Origin of the sequence: Pseudomonas sp. X4, assembly GCF_040784925.1 — a bacterium.
Classification (GTDB): domain Bacteria; phylum Pseudomonadota; class Gammaproteobacteria; order Pseudomonadales; family Pseudomonadaceae; genus Aquipseudomonas; species Aquipseudomonas putida_Z.
On record NZ_CP160798.1, the window covers coordinates 5963389 to 5983731 of the forward strand.

Consider the following 20343-nt stretch of genomic DNA (forward strand, 5'->3'; position numbering starts at 1 on the left):
GCTTGCCGGCGATGAGGCCAGTGGCATCAGCGAGTGACCGTGCGCATGGTCACGAACTCTTCGGCAGCGGTCGGGTGCACGCCAATGGTTTCGTCGAACTGCTGCTTGGTCGCACCGGCCTTCAGGGCAACGCCCAGGCCCTGGATGATCTCGCCGGCGTCGGGGCCAACCATGTGGCAGCCCAGCACCTTGTCGGTCTCGGCATCGACCACCAGCTTCATCAGGGTCTTTTCCTGGATGTCGGTCAGGGTCAGTTTCATCGCACGGAAGCGACTCTCGAATACCTGCACCTTGTGCCCGGCCTCCAGCGCCTGCTCCTCGGTCAGGCCCACGGTGCCGATGGGCGGCTGGCTGAACACTGCGGTGGGTATGTTCTGGTAGTCCACAGGGCGGTATTGCTCGGGCTTGAACAGGCGCCGGGCCACGGCCATGCCCTCGGCCAGAGCCACCGGAGTCAATTGCACGCGGCCAATCACGTCGCCAATGGCCAGGATCGACGGCGCGGTGGTCTGGTACTGCTGGTCAACCCGAATGTAACCGCGTGCATCCAGCTCGACGCCGGTGTTTTCCAGGCCCAGGTTGTCCAGCATCGGGCGCCGGCCGGTGGCATAGAACACGCAATCGGTGACCAGCTCGCGACCATCCTTGAGGGTGGCCTTCAGGCTGCCGTCCTCGAGCTTGTCGATGCGCTGGATGTCGGCGTTGAACTGCAGGTCGAGGCCGCGCTTTTCCAGTTCTTCCTTCAGGTGCGTGCGCACCGAACCGTCGAAGCCACGCAGGAACAGGTCGCCACGGTACAGCAGCGTGGTAGCCGCCCCAGGCCCTGGAAGATGCCGGCGAACTCGACGGCGATGTAGCCACCGCCCACCACCAGCACCCGGCGTGGCAGGTCCTTGAGGTAGAAGGCTTCGTTGGAGGTGATGGCCAGTTCCTTGCCCGGAATGTCCGGCACCTGTGGCCAGCCACCGGTGGCGATGAGGATGTGCTCGGCGGTGTAGCGCTGGCCATCCACTTCCACTTCGTTGGCACCGGTCAGGCGCGCATGCCCCTGCAGCAGGGTGACCCCGCTGTTGACCAACAGGTTGCGGTAGATGCCGTTGAGGCGCTCGATTTCCCGGTTCTTGTTGGCAATCAGGGTGCCCCAGTCGAAATGCCCTTCTTCCAGGGTCCAGCCGAAGCCTGCGGCCTGCTCCAGTTCGTCGGCGACGTGTGCGCCGTACACCAGCAGTTTTTTCGGCACGCAACCCACGTTGACGCAGGTACCGCCCAGGTAGCGGCTTTCGGCCACTGCCACCTTTGCGCCGAAGCCGGCGGCAAACCGCGCCGCGCGCACACCGCCGGACCCGGCACCAATCACGAACAGATCAAAATCGTAGGCCATGTATTCACTCTCCTAGGCAGGCGCCCAGCATAACGCACTGGGGCCGCTTTGCGCCCTTCGCGGGCCCGCCCGCTCCCACAGTACCGGCACAACCTTGAAGGCCTGCACAGTACCTGTAGGAGCGGGCGAGCCCGCGAAGGGGCGCAAAGCGGCCCCAGTCTCAAGCAACTAGCGGCTTATCAGTAAGCCTTGCCAGTCTTGTAGTAGTTCTCGAAGCAGAAGTTGGTCGCGTCGATGTAGCCCTCGGCGCCGCCGCAGTCGAAACGCTTGCCTTTGAACTTGTAGGCGATCACGCAGCCGTTCTGCGCCTGTTGCATCAGGGCGTCGGTGATCTGGATCTCGCCACCTTTGCCCGGCTCGGTGTTGGCGATGATGTCGAAGATGTCCGGGGTCAGGATGTAGCGACCGATGATCGCCAGGTTCGACGGGGCATCTTCCGGCTTTGGCTTCTCGACCATGTTGGTGACGCGGAAAATGTCGTCACGGATCATGTCGCCGGCGATCACGCCGTACTTGTTGGTTTCCTGCGGATCGACTTCCTGGATGGCGACGATCGAGCAACGGAACTGGTTGTACAGCTTGACCATCTGGGTCAGTACGCCGTCACCTTCCGGGTTCACGCACAGGTCGTCCGCCAGCACCACGGCGAACGGCTCGTCGCCGATCAGCGGGCGGCCAGTCAGGATGGCGTGGCCCAGGCCTTTCATTTCGGTCTGGCGGGTGTAGGAGAACGAGCACTCGTCGAGCAGGCGACGGATACCAACCAGGTATTTTTCCTTGTCGGTGCCCTTGATCTGGTTTTCCAGCTCGTAGCTGATGTCGAAGTGGTCTTCCAAAGCACGCTTGCCGCGCCCGGTGACGATGGAGATCTCGTTCAGACCGGCATCCAGTGCCTCTTCAACGCCATACTGGATCAGTGGCTTGTTGACCACCGGCAGCATTTCCTTGGGCATGGCTTTGGTAGCGGGCAGGAAGCGGGTGCCGTAACCGGCTGCCGGGAACAAGCATTTTTTGATCATATACGTCCTTACAAAAGGCTAGGCCTGTGGAATTCGGCGCAGTCTAATCAGGCGGCAGTCACCTTACAATGCCCTACCTGTGGCCGATCGATGGGAAGATAGAGATAACCCAGTGTAGATAGTTCCGAGGGATCGTAAATATTGCTGTCATCCATGACCGTTGGATGACAGGAAATCGGGGTTGCCTGTACTGGCCCTATCGCCGGCAAGCCAGCTCCCACAGGGGCTGCACAGTTTTCAAAAGCTACGCGGAGACCTGTGGGAGCTGGCTTGCCGGCGATAGGGCCCTGGCAGGCAATCAGCTACCCGTGCCCTGCCCGATCAACACCCCATCGACCTTCTGCCCATACAGGTTCACCCCGTCATTGGCGTGGAACTTCACCCGCGTCTTCTCGATGGAGCCTTCCACCAGCCGCGGATCCTGCGGCCGTTCATGGCGGTTGACCCAGGCCGCCACGTCCCAGGCCTGCTGGTCACTCAGGCTGCCCGGCTTGCCCAGCGGCATGTTGTACTTGATGAACGACGCTGCGGTGTTGATGCGGTGCATGCCGGCCCCCAATTGTAGGAGTCCTTGCCCCACAGCGGCGGCATCACATACTCGCCCGCTACCTTCTGCCCCTCGCCGTTGTCGCCATGGCAGATCGCACACTGCTCGCGGTAAACCTGCTGGCCGCGCTTGAAGTCGTACCCGCCCTTGGGTTGCGGCACCTCCGGGTAGCCTCGCCCGGCAATCTCCACGCCAGTCGGCGCCTTGGTCGACAGCCAATACGAATACACCGACAGCGCCGTCATCTGCGGGCTGTCTGCCGCAGGCGGCTTGCCGTTCATGCTGAACTGGAAGCAGCCCTGGATACGCTCGGCGTAGGTGTTGACCTTGTCGTTTTTCTTGCGGTACGCGGGGTACATCGGGTACGCCCCCCACATCGGCGCGGAATGCGCCAGCCGCCCCTGGTCAAGGTGGCAGTTGCTGCAGTTCATGCCATTGCCCACGGCCTCAGGCATCAACCTGCGGGTGTCGACGAACAAGGCATGTCCCTCGCGCACCATCTTGCCAAAGGCATTGTCAGGTAACTCGCTTTCCGCTGGCGGCACGAACTGCGGCGCAGCCTGCACGCCAGGCACTTTCAACTGCGACTGGTCTTCCATGGCGATCTGGGCGGCCTGGGCGCTGCCCATGGCCAGCAGCAGCAGGGCTGGAATCATCGGTTTCATGGCTTGACCTCCTGGCTGGCGGGGCGGGCGAAGAACTCGGCAACGGCCTTGATCTCGTCATCGGTCATGGCCTTGGCCACACCGACCATCAGCTGGTTGGGGTCATTGCTGCGGGTGCCGTCACGCCAGGCGTTGAGCTGCGCCACCAGGTAACTGGCGGGCTGGCCGGCCAAGGGCGGAAAGTGTTCGCCAACCCCGCCACCGCCCGGGCCATGGCATTGCACGCAACCAGGAATCTGCCGGCTCCAGTCACCGTACAGGGCCATGCGGGTGGTGGGGTCATCGGCAATCTGCTGGCGACGCAGGTCGCCTGCAGGGTCTGCCGGCAGGCTGGCCAGATAGGTGCTGACAGCCTTGATCTCATCCTCGCTCAGGGCCTTGGCAAGCGGCTCCATCACCGGCTGCTTGCGGCTGCCGTTGCGCCAATCATGCAATTGCTTGCTGAGGTAAGCGGCCGGCAGCCCGGCCAGGCGTGGGAAGCCGGCAGCGGCAATGCCCTTGCCGTCCGGGCCATGGCAACCCAGGCAAGCCATGGCGGCGGGGTTGGCCCCGCCCTGGGTGAAGACTTTCTGGCCATCGGCGGCATGCGCCGCGGGCCAGGCCAGGATCAGCAGGCTGCCGATCACGACGCGACTCAACGGTGTCATCACGAATCTCCTTTTCTATTGTTATATGCTTAGGCCTAAAACATATAAGCAAAAGGAGCGTGATCAGTTGCCCTGGATCAACTACCGGAGATGCATTGGGTGGCTGCGGTGCGCACGTCGCCCAGGCGCAGCGGGAAGTTGTTCAGCCGCTCGTGCAGCTTGATGCTGCTGCCGCTGCCACGCTTGTCGATATCCACCAGCGCCGCCGGGCCCGCGCCCGAGCTGATTTTCTGCGGCACGATCAGCCGCAGGCCATCACCACGCTGCTCTTCCACCAGCGGGTCGCGGCTATCGGCCAGCTTCTGCTTGACGCAATCGGCATACGCGCGCGGGGACTTGCCGGAGATCACATCCAGCGTTTCACGCGACTGTTCCAGTTCCGTAACACTCACACAGCCACCCAGCGTCACCGCCAACGCCGCCACCATCCACTTCATTTGCAGCACCTCTGCCTTCAAGAATCCGCTTCGACCACAGCCAGGCTGTTTTGCTCCCTGCTTTGGCAGATTTATCTACGCCTGGCGGAACAGCGCGGCAGTGTAACCCGACATCGTGGTATCTTTCGCCTTTGCAGAACCAATCCTTGCGGAGCATCACATGAAATTCGTACACCAGCGCGAGCACCTGAACGAGGACGACATCGTCGTCATCGAGTGCTCCCAGCGCTGCAATATCCGCCTGATGAACGACGCCAACTTCCGCAGCTTCAAGAACGGCGGCCGTCACACCTACCACGGTGGCCATTTCGACAAGTTCCCGGCGAAGATCACTGTGCCCAGCACCGGTTTCTGGAACATCACCATCGATACCGTGACAACCCGCCCGATCTCGGTCACCCGCAAGCCAACCTTGACCCACAAGATCAAGATCGTCCGTCGTTCATCGTCGAAACTCAGATAAGGCCACCATGACCCAGACCACCAAGTACGTCATCAAGTACAAGCTCGACGGCCAGCGCCGCTGGGACTTCGCACTGATGCCCGACGCCTCCCTCGAACAAGCCCTGGAAGCCCTGCGCAAGATTCACGGCGAAGACGCCGAGAAGATCAGCGACATCCAGGTCAGCAAAGCCTTGTAAGCACCCGCCCCGCCGCTCGCCCGCGCAAGGAGAACCGCATGAGCCACTGGCCCGACCGCCGCATCCTCGATCTGCTGGGCATCGAGGTGCCCATTCTGCAGGCCCCCATGGCCGGTGCGACGGGCTCGGCCATGGCCATTGCCGTGGGCCTGGCGGGCGGTTTGGGCGCCCTGCCCTGCGCCATGCTCACGGGCGACCAGGTGCGCGCCGAAATCGCCGCCTTCCGCGCCGGCTGCCCGGGCCGCCCGTTGAACCTGAACTTCTTCTGCCACCAGCCGCCAGCGCCCGATGCCGAGCGCGATGCACGCTGGAAGCAGGCGCTCGAGCCCTATTACAGCGAAGTGGGCGCAGACTTCGCGGCGCCCACGCCGGTGTCCAACCGCGCGCCTTTCGACGAACAGAGCTGCCAGCTGGTCGAGCAACTGCGCCCGGAGGTGGTGAGTTTCCACTTCGGCCTGCCCCAGGCCGACCTGCTGCAACGGGTAAAGGCCAGCGGTGCCAAGGTGCTGTCCAGCGCCACCACCGTAGAGGAAGCCGTGTGGCTGGAACACCACGGCTGTGATGCGATCATTGCCATGGGCTATGAAGCGGGCGGCCATCGCGGCATGTTCCTCAGCGACGATATCACCAGCCAGATCGGCACCTTCGCCCTGGTGCCACAGGTAGCCGATGTGGTCAGCGTGCCGGTGATTGCCGCCGGCGGCATTGCTGACCACCGCGGCCTGTTGGCGGCACTGGCCTTGGGTGCTTCGGCAGTGCAGATCGGAACGGCGTACCTGTTCTGCCCCGAGGCCAAGGTCTCGCCGGCACATCGCCAGGCCCTGGACAGCGCACCCGCCAGCGACACGGCGCTGACCAACCTGTTCACCGGCCGACCGGCGCGCGGCATCAACAACCGCATCATGCGTGAGCTGGGGCCGATGAGCGACCTGGCGCCACGCTTCCCGCTGGCCGGCGGAGCGCTGATGCCTTTGCGGGCGATTACGGATCCGCAGGGCAATAGCGATTTCAGCAACCTGTGGTCGGGGCAGGCGCTGCGTCTGGGCAGGCATATGCCGGCGGGCGAGCTGACCCGGGAAATTGCCGAAAAGGCGCTCGCCGTGGTCGGCCGCCAGGCGTCTGCATAAGCAGGTCTGGCCTCTTCGCGGGTGAACCCGCTCCCACAATTCGAATATTGGGGGGCCCCTGTGGGAGCGGGTTTACCCGCGAAAGGGCCTGGCCTGCTTAAGCATTACCTTGCCCCTTCCCGGCCCATGGCCTATCGCTATATAGTTCAGGCTATAACGATAACCCCCAAGGAACTGTCTTCATGCGTATCCGCCCGTCCCACCTGGCTGCCGCCGCCCTGGCCAGCCTGCTCGCCTTCAACACTGCCTGGGCCGATGAAGTCCAGGTCGCGGTCGCAGCGAACTTCACAGCCCCCATCCAGGCCATTGCCAAGGACTTCGAAAAAGACACCGGCCACAAGCTGGTCGCCGCCTATGGCGCCACCGGCCAGTTCTACACGCAAATCAAGAACGGGGCGCCGTTCGAGGTATTCCTGGCTGCCGACGACAGCACCCCGGCCAAGCTCGAGCAGGAAAAGGCCATTGTCCCGGGCTCGCGCTTCACCTACGCCATCGGCACCCTGGCCCTGTGGTCGGCCACGCCCGGCTTTGTCGACGCCAACGGCGAAGTGCTGAAGAAGAACCAGTTCAAGCACCTGTCCATCGCCAACCCGAAAACCGCTCCCTACGGCCTGGCCGCCACCCAGGTGCTGGGCAAGCTGAAGCTGACCGAAGCCACCAAGCCCAAGCTGGTCGAAGGCCAGAACATCACCCAGGCGTTCCAGTTCGTCTCCACCGGCAACGCCGAGCTGGGCTTTGTCGCCCTGTCGCAAATCTACAAGGACGGCAAGGTCGAAAGCGGTTCGGCCTGGATCGTTCCCTCGCCCCTGCACGAGCCCATCCGCCAGGACGCGGTAATCCTCGAAAAAGGCAAGGACAACCCCGCCGCCAAGGCCCTGGTCGACTACCTGAAAGGTCCGAAAGCCGCGGCAGTGATCAAATCCTACGGTTATGAAATCTGATGCCACTGGACGCCAGTGACCTGGGTGCCATCTGGCTGACCGTGAAACTGGCCAGCCTGACCACCCTGATCCTGCTGATCGTCGGCACGCCCATCGCCTGGTGGCTGGCGCGCACGCGCTCGTGGCTGCGTGGGCCGGTGGGCGCGGTAGTGGCCTTGCCGCTGGTGCTGCCACCCACGGTGATCGGCTTCTACCTGCTGATCGCCCTCGGCCCGCATGGCTGGCTGGGCCAGGCGACCCAGGCGCTCGGCCTGGGCAGCGTGGTGTTCAGCTTCACCGGCCTGGTGATCGGCTCGGTGATCTACTCCATGCCGTTCGTGGTCCAGCCGCTGCAGAATGCCTTCGGCGCCATTGGCCAGCGCCCGCTGGAAGTGGCCGCCACACTGCGCGCCAGCCCCTGGGACACCTTCGTCCACGTGGTGCTGCCGTTGGCCCGCCCGGGCTTCATAACCGCCAGCATCCTCGGTTTCGCCCACACGGTGGGCGAGTTCGGCGTGGTGTTGATGATTGGCGGCAATATCCCCGACAAGACACGCGTGGTCTCGGTGCAGATCTTCGACCATGTCGAGGCCATGGCCTATTCGCAAGCACACTGGCTGGCAGGTGCCATGCTGGTGTTCTCGTTCCTGGTGCTGCTCCTGCTGTACGCTGGGCGCCGCGGCAAGGCTGGCTGGAGCTGATATGAGCGCATCGATTGTGGCGCGCCTGAAACTGGCGCGCGACGACTTCACCCTGGACGTCGACCTGCACCTGCCCGGCCGAGGCATCAGCGCGCTGTTCGGCCACTCCGGTTCTGGCAAGACCAGCTGCCTGCGTTGCCTGGCCGGGCTGGAACGGGCCGCCAGCGCCTACATCGAGGTCAACGGCGAAGTCTGGGAAGACAGCGCCCGTGGCTACTTCCAGGCACCACACCTGCGCCCGGTGGGCTACGTGTTCCAGGAGGCCAGCCTGTTCCCGCACCTGTCGGTACGCGGCAACCTGGAGTTCGGCTGGCGCCGGGTGGCCGCTGCCGAGCGCAAGGTCAGCCTCGACCAGGCCTGCCAGCTGCTGGGTATCGGCCACTTGCTGGCACGCCGGCCGGCGACCTTGTCCGGTGGCGAGGCACAGCGGGTGGGCATTGCCCGCGCCCTGCTCAGCAGCCCGCGCCTGCTGTTGATGGACGAGCCGCTGGCTGCCCTCGACGGGCCGCGCAAGCGCGAAATCCTGCCCTACCTGGAACGCCTGCACGACGAACTGGACATCCCGCTGGTGTATGTCAGCCATGCCCAGGAGGAAGTGGCGCGGCTGGCCGACCACCTGGTGTTGCTGGAGCAAGGCCATGCAGTGGCCAGCGGCCCGATCGGCGAAACCCTGGCCCGTCTCGACCTGTCGCTGGCCGAGGGCGAGGATGCCGGCGTGGTGTTCGAGGGCCTGGTGGTGGGGCACGACCCGCACTACGACCTGCTCGAACTGCGCCTGCCCGGCAACGATGGGCCACTGTTGCGCATCGCCCACCCGGCCCAGGCGATGGGCAGCACCTTGCGGGTCAAGGTGCAGGCTCGTGACGTCAGCCTGGCCCTGGCAGCCGACAGTACTTCCAGCATCCTCAACCGATTGCCGGTGCGCGTGCGCGAAAGCCGCCCGGCCGCCAACCCGGCCCATGTGCTGGTCAGCCTGGATGCCGGCGGCAACGCCTTGCTCGCGCGCATCACCCGCTTCTCGGCAGATCAGCTCGGCCTGCACCCGGGCCAGGTGCTATTTGCCCAGATCAAGTCGGTGGCGTTGCTGGGCTGAGCATCGGCCCCGTGGCTGGTGTCCATTGATCAGTGACCTGATCGAGGCCTGCCAGCCATGCTTGACTGCCCCCTTCCGCGCTCCCTGCACTACGTCGACGACAGCCAGCCGGGCCTGACCCGGCGGCGCTGGCGGGGCCGCTTCATCTACCTGGATGCCGACGGCCAGCGGGTGCGCGACAGCGATACCCTCGCCCGCATCGCTGCACTGGTAATCCCCCCGGCCTATACCGAGGTGTGGATCTGCGCCGACCCGCAGGGCCACCTGCAGGCGACAGGTCGCGATGCCCGTGGCCGCAAGCAATATCGCTACCATGCGCAGTGGCGCGAAGTACGCGATCAGCACAAGTACGCGCGCATGCTGGCGTTTGCCCAGGCCCTGCCGAAACTGCGTGCACAACTGCACGCCCACCTTGCCCGGCCAGGCCTGGACCGGGAAAAGGTAATGGCGCTGGTGGTCAGCCTGCTGGACCACACCCTGATCCGCATCGGCAACCAGCGCTACCTGCGTGAAAACCAGTCCTATGGCCTGACCACCCTGCGCAACCGCCATGTCGAGGTGAAGGGCAGCAGCATCCGCTTCCAGTTCCGCGGCAAGCGTGGCGTCGAGCATAACGTCAGCCTCAACGATCGGCGCCTGGCCAACCTGCTCAAGCGCTGCATGGAGCTGCCCGGGCAAGCGCTGTTCCAGTACCTGGACGACGACGGCCAGCGCCACAGTGTCGGCTCCAGCGAGGTCAACCAGTTTCTGCAGCAGCTGACCGGCGCCGACTTCACCGCCAAGGACTACCGCACCTGGGCCGGCAGCAGCCTGGCCCTGGACCTGCTCAGGCCCTTGGCCTGGGAACCCGAGAGCGAAGCCAAGCGCCAGGTCGCCGCCATCGTCCGCCAGGTAGCATCACGCCTGGGCAACACGCCGGCGGTGTGCAGGCGCTGCTACATCCACCCGGCTGTACTTGAACACTATGCCCTGGGGCGCCTGGCCAACTTGCCGAAGAACCGTGTACGCAAAGGCCTGGACCGTGAAGAAGTAGCCTTGCTGTTATTTCTTCAGGCACTCGAGGAACAGGATGACCATTAACCCGGTCTATTCAGACCATGATGCGAAGAAATTTCCCATTGGCCGCCAAGCCCCCTATTCTTGCCACCGAGCACCTTGGCCGACAAACCGCTGGCGGTTTGCTTCGGCACCTGCAACTGAAGACACGCAACAGAATTTGTCTGTCGGGGAATTACTATCCGCCGAAAGCGTCTTTAATGAGAAGGAAGAGGGACAAGCTCCCGCCGCCGTGGCAACTAGCCCGACGGACTTTTACATCACCAAGGAGAACTACATGCTGATACTCACCCGCAAGGTTGGCGAAAGCATCGTCATCAACGATGACATCAAAGTCACCATTCTGGGCGTCAAAGGGATGCAGGTGAGGATCGGTATCGATGCACCGAAAGACGTCCAGGTCCATCGCGAAGAGATCTTCAAGCGTATCCAGGCTGGCAGCCCAGCCCCGGAAAAGCACGACGACTCGCACTGAGCGACCTGCCTCAAGCCGCACGGACGCGCTTGATCGCCCCGCGCCTCAGGTGCCCAGCAGTTCGTGCACCTTGGCGATCATACAGTCCATGTCGAACGGTTTGTCGAACACCGCGGCGAACAGTTCCGGGCATCCTTGGTTGGCCTGCGCGCCACTCATGAGGATGACCGGCAACTCGCTCAAGGCCGGGTCTTCACGCATCGAGCGCACCAGCTCTTCACCGTTGAGCAGTGGCATCATGTAGTCGGTGATGACCAGCTGAACGCGCTTTTCCTTCAGTGCCTCCAGCGCCTTGCAGCCGTTGCTCGCCTTTTCCACCAGAAAACCTTCGTCCTCCAGGGCAAAACCGAGGATGTCGGCAATCAGGTACTCGTCATCGACGATCAGGATGGTGTTCATCGCCCGCCCCGTCACCCGCTCCCCTGCGGCACCGGCGTTCCCGAGAGCACACCGCAGGCGCCGTCGAACGCCTTGCGCAGGGTAATGCCTTGCGGCCCGATCAGCAGCTCGTGCAAGGCAGGGTCATGGTGGCTGTCACGCACCTTGAGGATCGACAGCATGCGCCGCAGCTGCGAATCCAGCTCGACGAAGCGCATCAGCATCAGGTTGTCGACGATACTCGACAGGTCTGGGGCCGGGGCGCTGATTTCCGCGCCGAAGATGTCGCGCATTTCCCAGGTCAGCATCACGCTGACATCGCGCGCGCGCAGCTCGCCGGCCAGGGCGCGGAAAAACGCATTGAGCCGCGCCGGGTCGATGGCCAGGCGGCTGAACGCCCCCAGGCTGTCGATCAGCACGCGCCTGCTGCCTTGCGCTTCGACCCGCTCGAGCAGGCGCGCGCCGACCTGGTCCAGCAGGCCCTCGGTGGTCGGCTGCCAGCACAGCTGCAGGCTGCCGCCCTGCTCCATGGCTGCGAAATCGTAACCCAGCGACGCGGCCTTGATACGCAGGCGCTCCGGCGTTTCGTAGAAGCCGAAATGCAGCCCCGGCGCCTGCGGGCTGCTGGCACCGAGAAAAGCCAGGCCCAATGACGTCTTGCCAATACCCGAGGGCCCGATCAGCAGGCTGACCGAGCCCGTGGCCAGGCCGCCACCGAGCATTTCATCCAGGGTCGCCACCCCGCTGCTGACGCGCTCCAAGGTGGCGCTGCCCGCCTGGCTGGGGTGGCTGAACAGCGACTCCAGGCGCGGGTAGACATGCATGCCGGCTCCATCGATGAGGCATTCATGGCGCCCCGACAACGCCGCACTGCCCCGTGTCTTGCGCAGCTGGATATGGCGCACGGCGCGGCTGCCGAACAGTTGCTCGCCCAGTTCGATCACGCCGTCGACCATGGTGTGCTCCGGGCTGCCTTCTTCCAGCCGGGCGCTGGTCAGCAGCAGCACGGTGCAACCGGCAAAGGCCGCATGGCCCTGTAGTTCGGAGACGAATTTCTTGGTGTCCAACGCGGTTTCCGCACGCACCCGGGCATTGAGCACGCCATCGACGATCAGCAGGCTGGCCTGCTGGCGAGCGATTTCCTGGCGCAGCAGCCGTACCACGGCGTCCAGGCCTTCCTGCTCCAGGGTGTCGAAAGCACTGACGAACTGGATCGGGTCGCCGACCAGCGCCGGGTCGAAGAACTCCAAGGTCGCCAGGTACTGGAACAGTCGCTCGTGCGACTCGCTCAGCAAGGTGGCCACCAGCACCCTGCCACCGCCGCGCACATGCCCGCAGGCCAGCTGGTTGGCGAGGATGGTCTTGCCCGCGCCCGGCGGGCCCTGAATGATGTAGGACGCGCCAGCCACCAGGCCACCCTGGAGCAACGCATCGAGCCCATCGATCCCCGTCACCAGCCGCCTGAGTGCCTGTGCCATGGTGTTCTACCTGTCGAGTTGGCTGTCCGTCTGCTGATAGATTGGCAAGTAAAGCTGCATGCAAGTTCCCCGGCCGGGCTCACTGTCCACGCAAATGGCACCACCGCTCTGCCTGGCAAAACCATACACCTGGCTAAGGCCCAGGCCAGTCCCCTTGCCAAAGGGCTTGGTAGTGAAAAACGGTTCGAAAATCCGCGGCAGTACCGCTGGCGCGATGCCCTCGCCGCTGTCTTCCACCTCGAAACGCACAAACCCGCCATGCAGGCCTTCCACCTCGCCGGCCAGTTCGACCACATCGACGGTCAAGCCGATCCGGCCCTGCCCCGTGATGGCATCGCGGGCATTGAACAACAGATTGAGCAGCACCATCTGCAATTGCCCGGCATCCACCTCGATCAGGGGCAGGTCTGGCTGCAGCACAACCTCCAGGTCAATCGAACCGGGCAGCGCATGCTCCAGTAGACCACGGGTGGCGGCAATAAGGTTCGCCGGGGCGACGCAAGACACATCAAGCTTGCGGTGGCGGGCAAAGCTGAGCAGCTGCTGGGTCAGTTCGGTGCCCCGCTGCCCGGCATCCAGAATATGCTGCAGCATGCGCTGGGCGCGTGCCGGGTCGCTTTGTGGCCAGCGCCAGGCGCGCCGAGCTGATGATGATGGTCAGCATGTTGTTGAAGTCATGCGCCAGGCCACCGGTCAACTGGCCGAGGGCCTCCAGCTTCTGTGCCTGGAACAGCTGGGCGCGTACCGCGTCCAGTTGCAGCGCCGACTCGCGGCGGTCGGTGATGTCCCGGGTCACCTTGGCCAGGCCGACGACCTGGCCCTGGTCATCGCGAATCACATCCAGCGCGGCCAGCGCCCAGAACTGCGTGCCATCCTTGCGTACGCGCCAGCCTTCATCCTGCGCCACGCCCTGCTCCAGCGCCTGGCGCAGCAAGCGCTCCGGGCGGCCTTCGGTGCAATCCTGCGGGGTGAAGAACAACGAGAAATGCTGGCCGATCACTTCATCGGCACGGTACCCCTTGATGCGTTGCGCGCCTGCGTTCCACGACACCACATGGCCGGATGGGTCGAGCATGTAGATGGCGTAATCCACCACCGACTGAACCAGCTGTTCATAGCGGTGGGCAGGCATGACAGGGTGGTCGAGGCAGTCAGCTGAAACCATGCGAGCTCCACCGGTACGGCAGGAGGGAAGATAGGGCGAGGTTCAACGCTCGGGCTCAACCAGTACCGGGCTGATGCGCCGCGGCATCGCCACTTTCAGCAGCCACAAACCGACCAGCAGGATAAGCCCGCCACCGGCCAGGGCCATCAGGCGCTGCGGTTGAGGGTGTTCGGCATCGAACCCCAGCATCAGCAGGTAACCGCCCAGGCTGATCAGGCTGAGGTAGAGAAACGCCCCCAACACGACTACCAGCGCGAACAACAGTCGCCAGAACAGCCGTGGGCGCACGATACGCTCGGAAGCACTGGACTGATTCATCACCGCACACTCTTGGATCCAATAAAGGGGCAACAGTGGCGTAATGACAGCAAGGTGTCAATTGCCCATTCGATCGACCCTTCACTCTGTTGATCATAGGTGCTGTGGTTGACTCAACTATAACAATGGGTTATAAAGCGCGCTTGATTGCGAAGCCCTTCTGCTTAGAAGCGAGCTGGTCGTCACGACCCCTTCAAGCGTGCGAGTGTGGTGGAATTGGTATACACAGCAGACTTAAAATCTGTCGGCGTGAGCCTTGCGGGTTCGAGTCCCGCCACTCGCACCAAATTCTTTGCGAAGGCGCCCTTGCGGCGCCTTTTGCTGCCCGCCAGCAATCCTTTGCGCAGCTGCTAGAGTGGAGCTTGTACCCGCCCACTGGAACGCCGCCATGCGCTACTCCTGTTCGATGGTCAACGCGACATCATTATCCTGATTGCCCGTGTGCTGCTGATGATCCTGTTCGTCTTGTCTGGCTGGGGCAAGCTGACCGGGTTCGAAGGCACGGTCGGCTACATGACCTCACTGGGCGCCCCTGCCCCCATGCTGGCAGCGGCAGTTGCCGTGCTCATGGAGTTCGTCGTCGGCATCCTGCTGATCCTCGGTTTCTACACCCGGCCGCTGGCCTTCCTGCTGGCGCTGTTCGTGCTGGGCACGGCGCTGCTGGGTCACCCGTTCTGGAGCATGGTCGACCCTGAGCGCAGCGCCAACATGACCCAGTTCCTGAAGAACCTCAGCATCATGGGCGGCCTGCTGATGCTGGCAGTGAGCGGCCCGGGGCGTTTCTCGGTAGACGGGCGCTGAGTCAGTCGTCTTCGCAGTCGTCGAACCAGGCTGGGTGATCGCGCTCCTCGTCATCGAGGTCATCCAGCGTTTCCTCGTCTTCCTCAACCTCGTCCTCGGCGCCCTGGGCATCCGCTTCAGGCTCGATATCGTCGTAGAGGAATTCGTGGTCAAGCAGGTGATCGTGCTCGGGTTCGTGCAGGTCGTCTTCGTCGTGCATGCTGGCTCCTGGGCTGGTGGCAGGCCTGTATAGGCTGATCGGCTGCACAGGTCAATGCGTTACCGCTTAATGCTCGGTTAACCGGCCGGGTCCACTCTGCAGGCTCTCCCTTCAAACGTTGCTTGCCCGCCTCCCATGGCGGGCTTTTTTATCCCCTGGGTTTTCCCTTCGTCCAGCCTTGGCAAATCACAGTGAACTGCGCCCATGCTGGCCAGGCTCGCAAATGATGCAGGACCTGTCGTTTTTCAAGGAGAAAGCCCATGGCTGTGTATATCGACAACCTCATCATCACCACTCCCGTGCCGAAGTCCGCGACCAACCCGGTGGCGCTGGAGTTGACCGGCGCCCAGGCGCTGGCGACCCTGCCCGAAGTCATCGCCCGCCTGAGCGACGGCTCGATCCGCATGACCGCCCCCACCAAAGGCGCCTCCAGCAAAAGCACCCACCGCACCCGCTGCGAGTGGAAGGAGCCCGCGTACTGGGCGCTGAACAGCGGCGCGCCCGACGCCGCAATCACCAGACCATGACACTGCAGAAAGTGAACTTTGCGCAAAAAGTGGTGATTGCCCAGATGCACGTCAAAGACGACGACAACCCACCCATCAAGGTGTTCTGGAACAAGGGCAAGATCACCGTGGGCTTCCGGACCGACTTCAACCAGACGGCCACGAGCAGCAGCACGGTGCTGGCCGACGTACCGCTCGGCGCCCGTTTCGATGTGAACATCGACGTGACGAACAACGGCGCCTGCACGGTCAGTGCAAGCTGCAACGGCCGTATTGGCAGCACATCGCCCCTGCAACTGGGTGCGACCTGGGCGACGCGCACGCTCAAATTCCATGGCGGGGTATACAACCAGGTGGACTACACCGACGACACGCCTGCCGAGGATGGCTCGGTGTGCGTCATCAGCCAACTGGAACTGAGCCATGCATGACATGCTCATGACCTGACCTTCACGAAATACTGACATCCGGGTGGGCACACTGGCCCTGCTCCGTATGTTCTTGCAGCCCGCCGCATTATTGCCGCGGGCTTTTCTTTTTGTGCCGAGCCTTACGCAGAACCTCCTGCAGGAGCGGCCTTGTGTCGCGATGGGCTGCAAAGCAGCCCTAACAACTTATGCGCCACCACTTAAATCCCGGGGCCGCTCTGCGACCCTTTCGCGACACAAGGCCGCTCCTGCAAGTGCCCGCGCAGGGCAGGTACCTGCTGCGTACAAGCCTCCCACCCCAGACCATGACCTGAAGCAGTTTTGCCCCACCCAGCAAGGGCTATGCTAACCCCGGCGATAACCCAAGCTCATTCGGATAGACACGGAGGCTCCTATGAAAGCTGCTGTTGTTGCACCAGGCCGTCGCGTGGATGTGGTGGAGAAAACCCTGCGCCCCTCGAGCACGGTGAAGCGCTGCTGAAGATGCAATGCTGCGGTGTGTGCCACACCGACCTGCATGTGAAAAATGGCGACTTCGGTGACAAGACCGGTGTGGTGCTAGGCCACGAAGGCATCGGCGTGGTCCAGGCAGTAGGGCCAGGCGTCACCTCGCTCAAACCGGGCGACCGCGCCAGCGTGGCCTGGTTCTACCAGGGCTGCGGGCATTGCGAGTATTGCAACAGCGGCAACGAAACCCTGTGCCGCGAAGTGAAGAACTCCGGCTACACCGTGGACGGCGGCATGGCCGAAGCCTGCATCGTCAAGGCCGACTACTCGGTAAAAGTGCCCGACGGGCTCGACTCCGCTGCCGCCAGCAGCATTACCTGCGCCGGCGTGACCACCTACAAGGCGGTGAAGATCTCCAACATCCGCCCTGGCCAATGGATCGCCATCTACGGCCTCGGCGGCTTGGGCAACCTTGCCCTGCAATATGCCAAGAACGTCTTCAACGCCAAAGTGATCGCCATCGACGTCAACGAAGAGCAACTGCGCTTCGCCAGCGAGATGGGCGCCGACCTGGTCATCAACTCACGCACCGAGGATGCCGCCAAGGTCATCCAGGCCAAAGACCGGTGGCGCCCATGCCGCCGTGGTTACCGCCGTTGCCAAGGCTGCCTTCAACTCGGCCGTTGATGCCCTGCGCGCGGGTGGCCGCCTGGTTGCGGTCGGCCTGCCTTCGGAAGCAATGAACCTGAATATCCCTCGATTGGTGCTGGACGGTATCGAAGTGATCGGCTCGCTGGTCGGTACCCGCCAGGACCTGCAGGAAGCTTTCCAGTTTGCGGCGGAAGGGGAAAGTGGTGCCGAAGGTGACCCTGCGGCCGATCGAGGATATCAACCAGATCTTCGAAGAAATGCTGGAGGGCAAGATCAAAGGGCGGATGGTGATTCAGTTCGAGGGGTGATGGCCCATGTGCGCTGGCTGTTGGTGCAGCGCACGCTACCCTGCTGCATTCGAGCGCGGGCGGTCAGAGATGGCTTCCGCCCCTTGTAAAGTGAACCAATGGGTGCGCCTAGTAAGCGCTATGCTTCATACGTTTTTGTCCAAGTCGTGGTTTGTAGTTGCTTCGCAAGCAGAAAACTGGCTAGCACATCGGGGTGAACGTATGGGCATCCCGCAGCTTGGCGAAAAAACCCGCCACCCGATCCGGACAAATGACGGTCTGGGTGCTTCTGGATGGGGGCGTACTCGAGAGACCGGCATCCCTGGCATTTCGTCGATGTTTATGCCGACCAGAAGACTGCCAGGGCCGAGGCGAGCGCCGCGGGGTTGGCTGGCTATGTTGTGGAGTTCGGCTCGCACCGCCCTGGGATCGGATGAGTTCGTTTGCGGGATATCCCTGCCTGAAGGTCTAGCGTTTGAATGGACGGAGCGGCGGGCGATGGATGTCCCTGGCGGCCGTCAGGCGACAGACATTGCGCTATCGACCCACGGCGGACACTGATCCAAAAGCTCTGTAGTCGGGGTAGCCGCGCCATTTCATCGCCGGCAAGCCGGCTTTCTTCCCACAGGAGTATCACCAGCCTTCAGACACATGCGCTGTACTTGTGGAGCCGCGCTTGCCGGCGATGCCGCCGCGAAGCGGCCCCGGTTACAGATGTCCGCTTTGGAAGTCGAAAGCAGCCTTTCAGCAAAGGCCATGAAACCAACAACTTTGATAGTTCTGACTAGTCGACGAGGCCTACATGCCCTGGTCGGCGTTACCCCTTGGTCAGATCAACCAATGGCGTCTGTCGCACCTCGGTTTCGCGCCCACCCTGTATCCTCGCCAACCTGCTTCAAGTTTGCCTTGTCCACTGCCACCTTTGTCCGCCAACAAGCTGTAGCTGATGTGGAACTGCCTGTTTTCCTTCGGTCCGATTGTCGGCACCAGGTTCAGTGGCCGCTCGGTAACGGCGGGTTGTAGTGGAAAAACTCGTCCCCGGCTCGAGCCTCCGGTCACATAATCCTCTGGCCTTGGGTATCAGGTATTTTTCCACAGTGAAAATACAGGCAATGTCCGAGAGTTGAAGCCGACCCGAAACGCCTCAGACTGCCAGCCTTGTCATGCAACACGGCCAACGTATTGCCCTCTGATCATCGGCATACGGCACCACGTTATAAACCGTTTCCGTCATAGTCCTTGGTGGGCGCTTTCCTGGTAGGTTTGCCAATCGGCCAGATCTCCTCCCTTGCCTTGTCGTTGAACGGCGACACCTGTTTCTACTGGCGCGGCGAACCGGAGCACCCTGCTCCAGGTAAAACGGGGTGCTGAAGTTACTGTGATACAGCGCCTGGTATTCCCCTTCTTCGGATAATCGCCGTTGTTGGTCAGGAGTGTCGTTGAGGACGAACATCACGCTGCCCGGTTCGCGTGACCAATTCGGTCACGACGGAGAAGTCGACCTTCTTGAACGCCTGCTCTTTCAGTTCGCCACGCAGGCTGATCGCGTATGGTGGTTTCTCATCGATGTGCAGGGTGACTTTGTTCGCAGGTATGTTGGTCGTAGGCCCTACCGTGCAGGGTCAGCAGCTCGCCATTGTCGACGCCGGGGTGGCCGACTCCATTCGTAACCGCAGTGCGCAGCGGGCGACCAGTTCGTTGAAGCCTCCAGCCAGCCCAGGCCATTGCGCCCATTGAGCTCGATGAAGGACGGTTGACCACTTTCCTTGACCGGCGAATCCCAGCCCATGCGCACATTGCCGACCGACGCCTGCAAGACGTTCATTCCGCGGGTCGGCACTACCGAAAGTTTCATCCGTACCGTTATCGATGTCGACGATGCTGACACCCTCTTGCCTGCCTCCGTGCAAGGTACGCAAGGTAACGCTGGAAGGGCTTTGTCGGTTTTTATGCCAAGTTGCTGGCTGGTGATCTGCCAGTTCTGGGGCGGCTTTATCGGTGTCGAGCAGCAGAACGTAATCCCAGGCCATGGGTGTGGAGGCTGCGGACAGGGCGCCGGAGAGCGAACGAAGAATTTGAGGAGGGGCATGACAGGTTGCCTTTCGGAGTTGTTCCCCTTTATAGACACGAGTGAGAAACGTTTCAGCAAGCCAGCCAAGCGATGTGCTTTCGATTGGCACAGGTTTCTTTTAGTCCAGTTGCAGGGAGTAGCCTCGGCACAGTGAATCTTTCGAGCCCGATCAGGTTATCAACCTTGTGAAAGCATCAGAGAGACAGAAACAATTGCCGAACTCGATAGAATCTTGATTGCCATGCCAGACGCGTTTCCCTGATTTGCCCTCGCTGGAACGCGTTACGTGTTTTTGAAGTGGTGGCTCGCCGCTTGAACTTCCGTGTGGCTGCCGAGGAACTGGGCGTGACCCAGGCGGCAGGTTGCCCAGCAGATACGCGGGTTGAGGCGAGCCTGATCTGCGTTTGTTTGAACGCCTGCCCCGTGGCTTGGCGTTGACTGATGCGGGCCTGGGCTTACGAAGCGGAAGCATTCGCAGTGCACTGGCCATGATCGACGAGGCAACACGCCTGGCTTTTCCGGCCAGGACTTCTCCACCCGACAGTCAGCGTTACACCCACCAGCGCCTCGAAATGGTTGATTCCTCAGGCTCGGCAATTTTGCGCAGAGCCACCCAGACATCGATTTGCGTGTGCTGGCAACCGACCGGCTGTCGCACTTCAGCACCGATGGTGTAGATATCGCCGTCCGCTGCGGCAAGCCCGAGTTCGGAGCAGGTTTGAATAGGCGAGCCGCTGATGGAGTGCCAATCATTGCGGTGGCCAGCCCGGGTTGTTCGAAGGCAGCGAACACCCTGCCAGCTTTGCGCAGTTGCAGGGACTTCGCTCGGCGTTGATAATGATGCCCATAATTTCTGGCCCCAGTTCCTTGCAGAGCTGTTCCCGCATCACCTGCAACCCACAGCC

17 protein-coding genes, 1 tRNA gene and 6 pseudogenes are annotated in these 20343 nt (G+C 62.7%); 13 read left to right on the forward strand and 11 right to left on the reverse strand.

Going from position 1 to position 20343, the window contains the following annotated elements; all coding sequences use genetic code 11:
• Positions 1-26 precede the first annotated feature (26 nt).
• The 5 genes and pseudogenes from gorA to ABX298_RS26585 form a co-directional block, all read right to left on the reverse strand.
• Positions 27-1381 (reverse strand): annotated as a pseudogene (gene gorA, locus ABX298_RS26565) (glutathione-disulfide reductase).
• 179 nt (positions 1382-1560) lie between these two features.
• Positions 1561-2400, reverse strand: coding sequence for a UTP--glucose-1-phosphate uridylyltransferase GalU (gene galU / locus ABX298_RS26570; protein ID WP_013973181.1), 840 nt, complete (start codon positions 2398-2400; stop codon positions 1561-1563).
• Positions 2401-2698: 298 nt separating this feature from the next.
• Positions 2699-3612: pseudogene (locus tag ABX298_RS26575) on the reverse strand (c-type cytochrome).
• Entirely contained in the window at positions 3609-4259 is a 651-nt protein-coding gene (locus tag ABX298_RS26580; protein WP_085665199.1) for a cytochrome c, read from the reverse strand. The pseudogene ABX298_RS26575 and the gene ABX298_RS26580 overlap by 4 nt, the downstream one beginning before the upstream one ends.
• 77 nt (positions 4260-4336) lie before the next feature.
• The gene (locus ABX298_RS26585) at positions 4337-4696 is read right to left on the reverse strand and encodes a hypothetical protein (protein ID WP_112252774.1); all 360 of its coding nucleotides are present in this window, start codon (positions 4694-4696) and stop codon (positions 4337-4339) included.
• 160 nt (positions 4697-4856) lie between these two features.
• Here ABX298_RS26585 and ABX298_RS26590 point away from each other — a divergent pair, with 160 nt between their 5' ends.
• The 8 genes from ABX298_RS26590 to csrA all read left to right on the forward strand — a co-directional run bounded on the left by ABX298_RS26590 (position 4857) and on the right by csrA (position 10709).
• Positions 4857-5159, forward strand: a complete 303-nt coding sequence (locus ABX298_RS26590; protein ID WP_004375922.1) for a DUF1883 domain-containing protein — start codon at positions 4857-4859, stop codon at positions 5157-5159.
• Between the two features lie 7 nt (positions 5160-5166).
• Positions 5167-5337, forward strand: a complete 171-nt coding sequence (locus tag ABX298_RS26595) for a hypothetical protein (RefSeq protein ID WP_013973186.1) — start codon at positions 5167-5169, stop codon at positions 5335-5337.
• A 38-nt stretch (positions 5338-5375) separates the two neighbouring features.
• The gene (locus tag ABX298_RS26600) at positions 5376-6464 is read left to right on the forward strand and encodes an NAD(P)H-dependent flavin oxidoreductase (RefSeq protein ID WP_367393904.1); all 1089 of its coding nucleotides are present in this window, start codon (positions 5376-5378) and stop codon (positions 6462-6464) included.
• 182 nt (positions 6465-6646) lie between these two features.
• Positions 6647-7405: a molybdate ABC transporter substrate-binding protein gene (gene modA / locus ABX298_RS26605; protein ID WP_367393905.1), complete on the forward strand. Its 759-nt coding sequence runs from the start codon at positions 6647-6649 to the stop codon at positions 7403-7405.
• Positions 7405-8085, forward strand: a complete 681-nt coding sequence (gene modB / locus ABX298_RS26610) for a molybdate ABC transporter permease subunit (RefSeq protein ID WP_025339672.1) — start codon at positions 7405-7407, stop codon at positions 8083-8085. Before modA ends, modB begins: the two co-directional genes overlap by 1 nt.
• A gap of 1 nt (position 8086) precedes the next feature.
• The gene (gene modC / locus ABX298_RS26615; RefSeq protein ID WP_286100129.1) at positions 8087-9178 is read left to right on the forward strand and encodes a molybdenum ABC transporter ATP-binding protein; all 1092 of its coding nucleotides are present in this window, start codon (positions 8087-8089) and stop codon (positions 9176-9178) included.
• A 57-nt stretch (positions 9179-9235) separates the two neighbouring features.
• The gene (locus ABX298_RS26620; protein ID WP_286100130.1) at positions 9236-10258 is read left to right on the forward strand and encodes a DNA topoisomerase IB; all 1023 of its coding nucleotides are present in this window, start codon (positions 9236-9238) and stop codon (positions 10256-10258) included.
• 253 nt (positions 10259-10511) lie between these two features.
• The gene (csrA, locus tag ABX298_RS26625; protein ID WP_004375914.1) at positions 10512-10709 is read left to right on the forward strand and encodes a carbon storage regulator CsrA; all 198 of its coding nucleotides are present in this window, start codon (positions 10512-10514) and stop codon (positions 10707-10709) included.
• A gap of 45 nt (positions 10710-10754) precedes the next feature.
• On the opposite strand, the gene ABX298_RS26630 is transcribed toward csrA, so the two are convergent.
• The 4 genes and pseudogenes from ABX298_RS26630 to ABX298_RS26645 all read right to left on the reverse strand — a co-directional run bounded on the left by ABX298_RS26630 (position 10755) and on the right by ABX298_RS26645 (position 14048).
• Positions 10755-11108, reverse strand: coding sequence for a response regulator (locus ABX298_RS26630; RefSeq protein ID WP_013973192.1), 354 nt, complete (start codon positions 11106-11108; stop codon positions 10755-10757).
• 11 nt (positions 11109-11119) lie between these two features.
• Positions 11120-12565, reverse strand: a complete 1446-nt coding sequence (locus ABX298_RS26635) for an ATPase domain-containing protein (RefSeq protein ID WP_286100131.1) — start codon at positions 12563-12565, stop codon at positions 11120-11122.
• A gap of 6 nt (positions 12566-12571) precedes the next feature.
• Positions 12572-13730 (reverse strand): annotated as a pseudogene (locus ABX298_RS26640) (nitrogen regulation protein NR(II)).
• A 42-nt stretch (positions 13731-13772) separates the two neighbouring features.
• Positions 13773-14048: a hypothetical protein gene (locus tag ABX298_RS26645; RefSeq protein WP_075045621.1), complete on the reverse strand. Its 276-nt coding sequence runs from the start codon at positions 14046-14048 to the stop codon at positions 13773-13775.
• 201 nt (positions 14049-14249) lie between these two features.
• Here ABX298_RS26645 and ABX298_RS26650 point away from each other — a divergent pair.
• Positions 14250-14334 (forward strand) — tRNA-Leu (locus ABX298_RS26650).
• Between the two features lie 89 nt (positions 14335-14423).
• The gene (locus ABX298_RS26655) at positions 14424-14849 is read left to right on the forward strand and encodes a DoxX family protein (RefSeq protein ID WP_367394492.1); all 426 of its coding nucleotides are present in this window, start codon (positions 14424-14426) and stop codon (positions 14847-14849) included.
• 1 nt (position 14850) lies between these two features.
• Here the strand turns inward: ABX298_RS26655 and ABX298_RS26660 are convergent, their stop codons facing one another.
• Positions 14851-15048, reverse strand: a complete 198-nt coding sequence (locus ABX298_RS26660) for a hypothetical protein (RefSeq protein WP_025339680.1) — start codon at positions 15046-15048, stop codon at positions 14851-14853.
• Between the two features lie 260 nt (positions 15049-15308).
• On the opposite strand from ABX298_RS26660, the pseudogene ABX298_RS26665 reads away from it, so the two are divergent.
• Positions 15309-15985, forward strand: a pseudogene (locus ABX298_RS26665) (polysaccharide lyase family 7 protein).
• 391 nt (positions 15986-16376) lie between these two features.
• Positions 16377-17388 (forward strand): annotated as a pseudogene (adhP, locus tag ABX298_RS26670) (alcohol dehydrogenase AdhP).
• A gap of 796 nt (positions 17389-18184) precedes the next feature.
• On the opposite strand, the pseudogene ABX298_RS26675 reads toward adhP, so the two are convergent.
• Positions 18185-19397, reverse strand: a pseudogene (locus ABX298_RS26675) (aldose 1-epimerase family protein).
• Positions 19398-19738: 341 nt separating this feature from the next.
• Between ABX298_RS26675 and ABX298_RS26680 the strand changes: the two are divergent.
• Positions 19739-19876: a hypothetical protein gene (locus ABX298_RS26680; protein WP_367393906.1), complete on the forward strand. Its 138-nt coding sequence runs from the start codon at positions 19739-19741 to the stop codon at positions 19874-19876.
• Positions 19877-20343: the final 467 nt, after the last annotated feature.

Bases quoted from the DNA above. Each gene is read 5' to 3' on its own strand.
- galU (WP_013973181.1), bottom strand. From the start codon at position 2,400: ATGATCAAAAAATGCTTGTTCCCGGCAGCCGGTTACGGCACCCGCTTC.
- ABX298_RS26580 (WP_085665199.1), bottom strand. From the start codon at position 4,259: ATGACACCGTTGAGTCGCGTCGTGATCGGCAGCCTGCTGATCCTGGCC.
- ABX298_RS26585 (WP_112252774.1), bottom strand. From the start codon at position 4,696: ATGAAGTGGATGGTGGCGGCGTTGGCGGTGACGCTGGGTGGCTGTGTG.
- ABX298_RS26590 (WP_004375922.1), top strand. From the start codon at position 4,857: ATGAAATTCGTACACCAGCGCGAGCACCTGAACGAGGACGACATCGTC.
- ABX298_RS26595 (WP_013973186.1), top strand. From the start codon at position 5,167: ATGACCCAGACCACCAAGTACGTCATCAAGTACAAGCTCGACGGCCAG.
- ABX298_RS26600 (WP_367393904.1), top strand. From the start codon at position 5,376: ATGAGCCACTGGCCCGACCGCCGCATCCTCGATCTGCTGGGCATCGAG.
- modA (WP_367393905.1), top strand. From the start codon at position 6,647: ATGCGTATCCGCCCGTCCCACCTGGCTGCCGCCGCCCTGGCCAGCCTG.
- modB (WP_025339672.1), top strand. From the start codon at position 7,405: ATGCCACTGGACGCCAGTGACCTGGGTGCCATCTGGCTGACCGTGAAA.
- modC (WP_286100129.1), top strand. From the start codon at position 8,087: ATGAGCGCATCGATTGTGGCGCGCCTGAAACTGGCGCGCGACGACTTC.
- ABX298_RS26620 (WP_286100130.1), top strand. From the start codon at position 9,236: ATGCTTGACTGCCCCCTTCCGCGCTCCCTGCACTACGTCGACGACAGC.
- csrA (WP_004375914.1), top strand. From the start codon at position 10,512: ATGCTGATACTCACCCGCAAGGTTGGCGAAAGCATCGTCATCAACGAT.
- ABX298_RS26630 (WP_013973192.1), bottom strand. From the start codon at position 11,108: ATGAACACCATCCTGATCGTCGATGACGAGTACCTGATTGCCGACATC.
- ABX298_RS26635 (WP_286100131.1), bottom strand. From the start codon at position 12,565: ATGGCACAGGCACTCAGGCGGCTGGTGACGGGGATCGATGGGCTCGAT.
- ABX298_RS26645 (WP_075045621.1), bottom strand. From the start codon at position 14,048: ATGAATCAGTCCAGTGCTTCCGAGCGTATCGTGCGCCCACGGCTGTTC.
- ABX298_RS26660 (WP_025339680.1), bottom strand. From the start codon at position 15,048: ATGCACGACGAAGACGACCTGCACGAACCCGAGCACGATCACCTGCTT.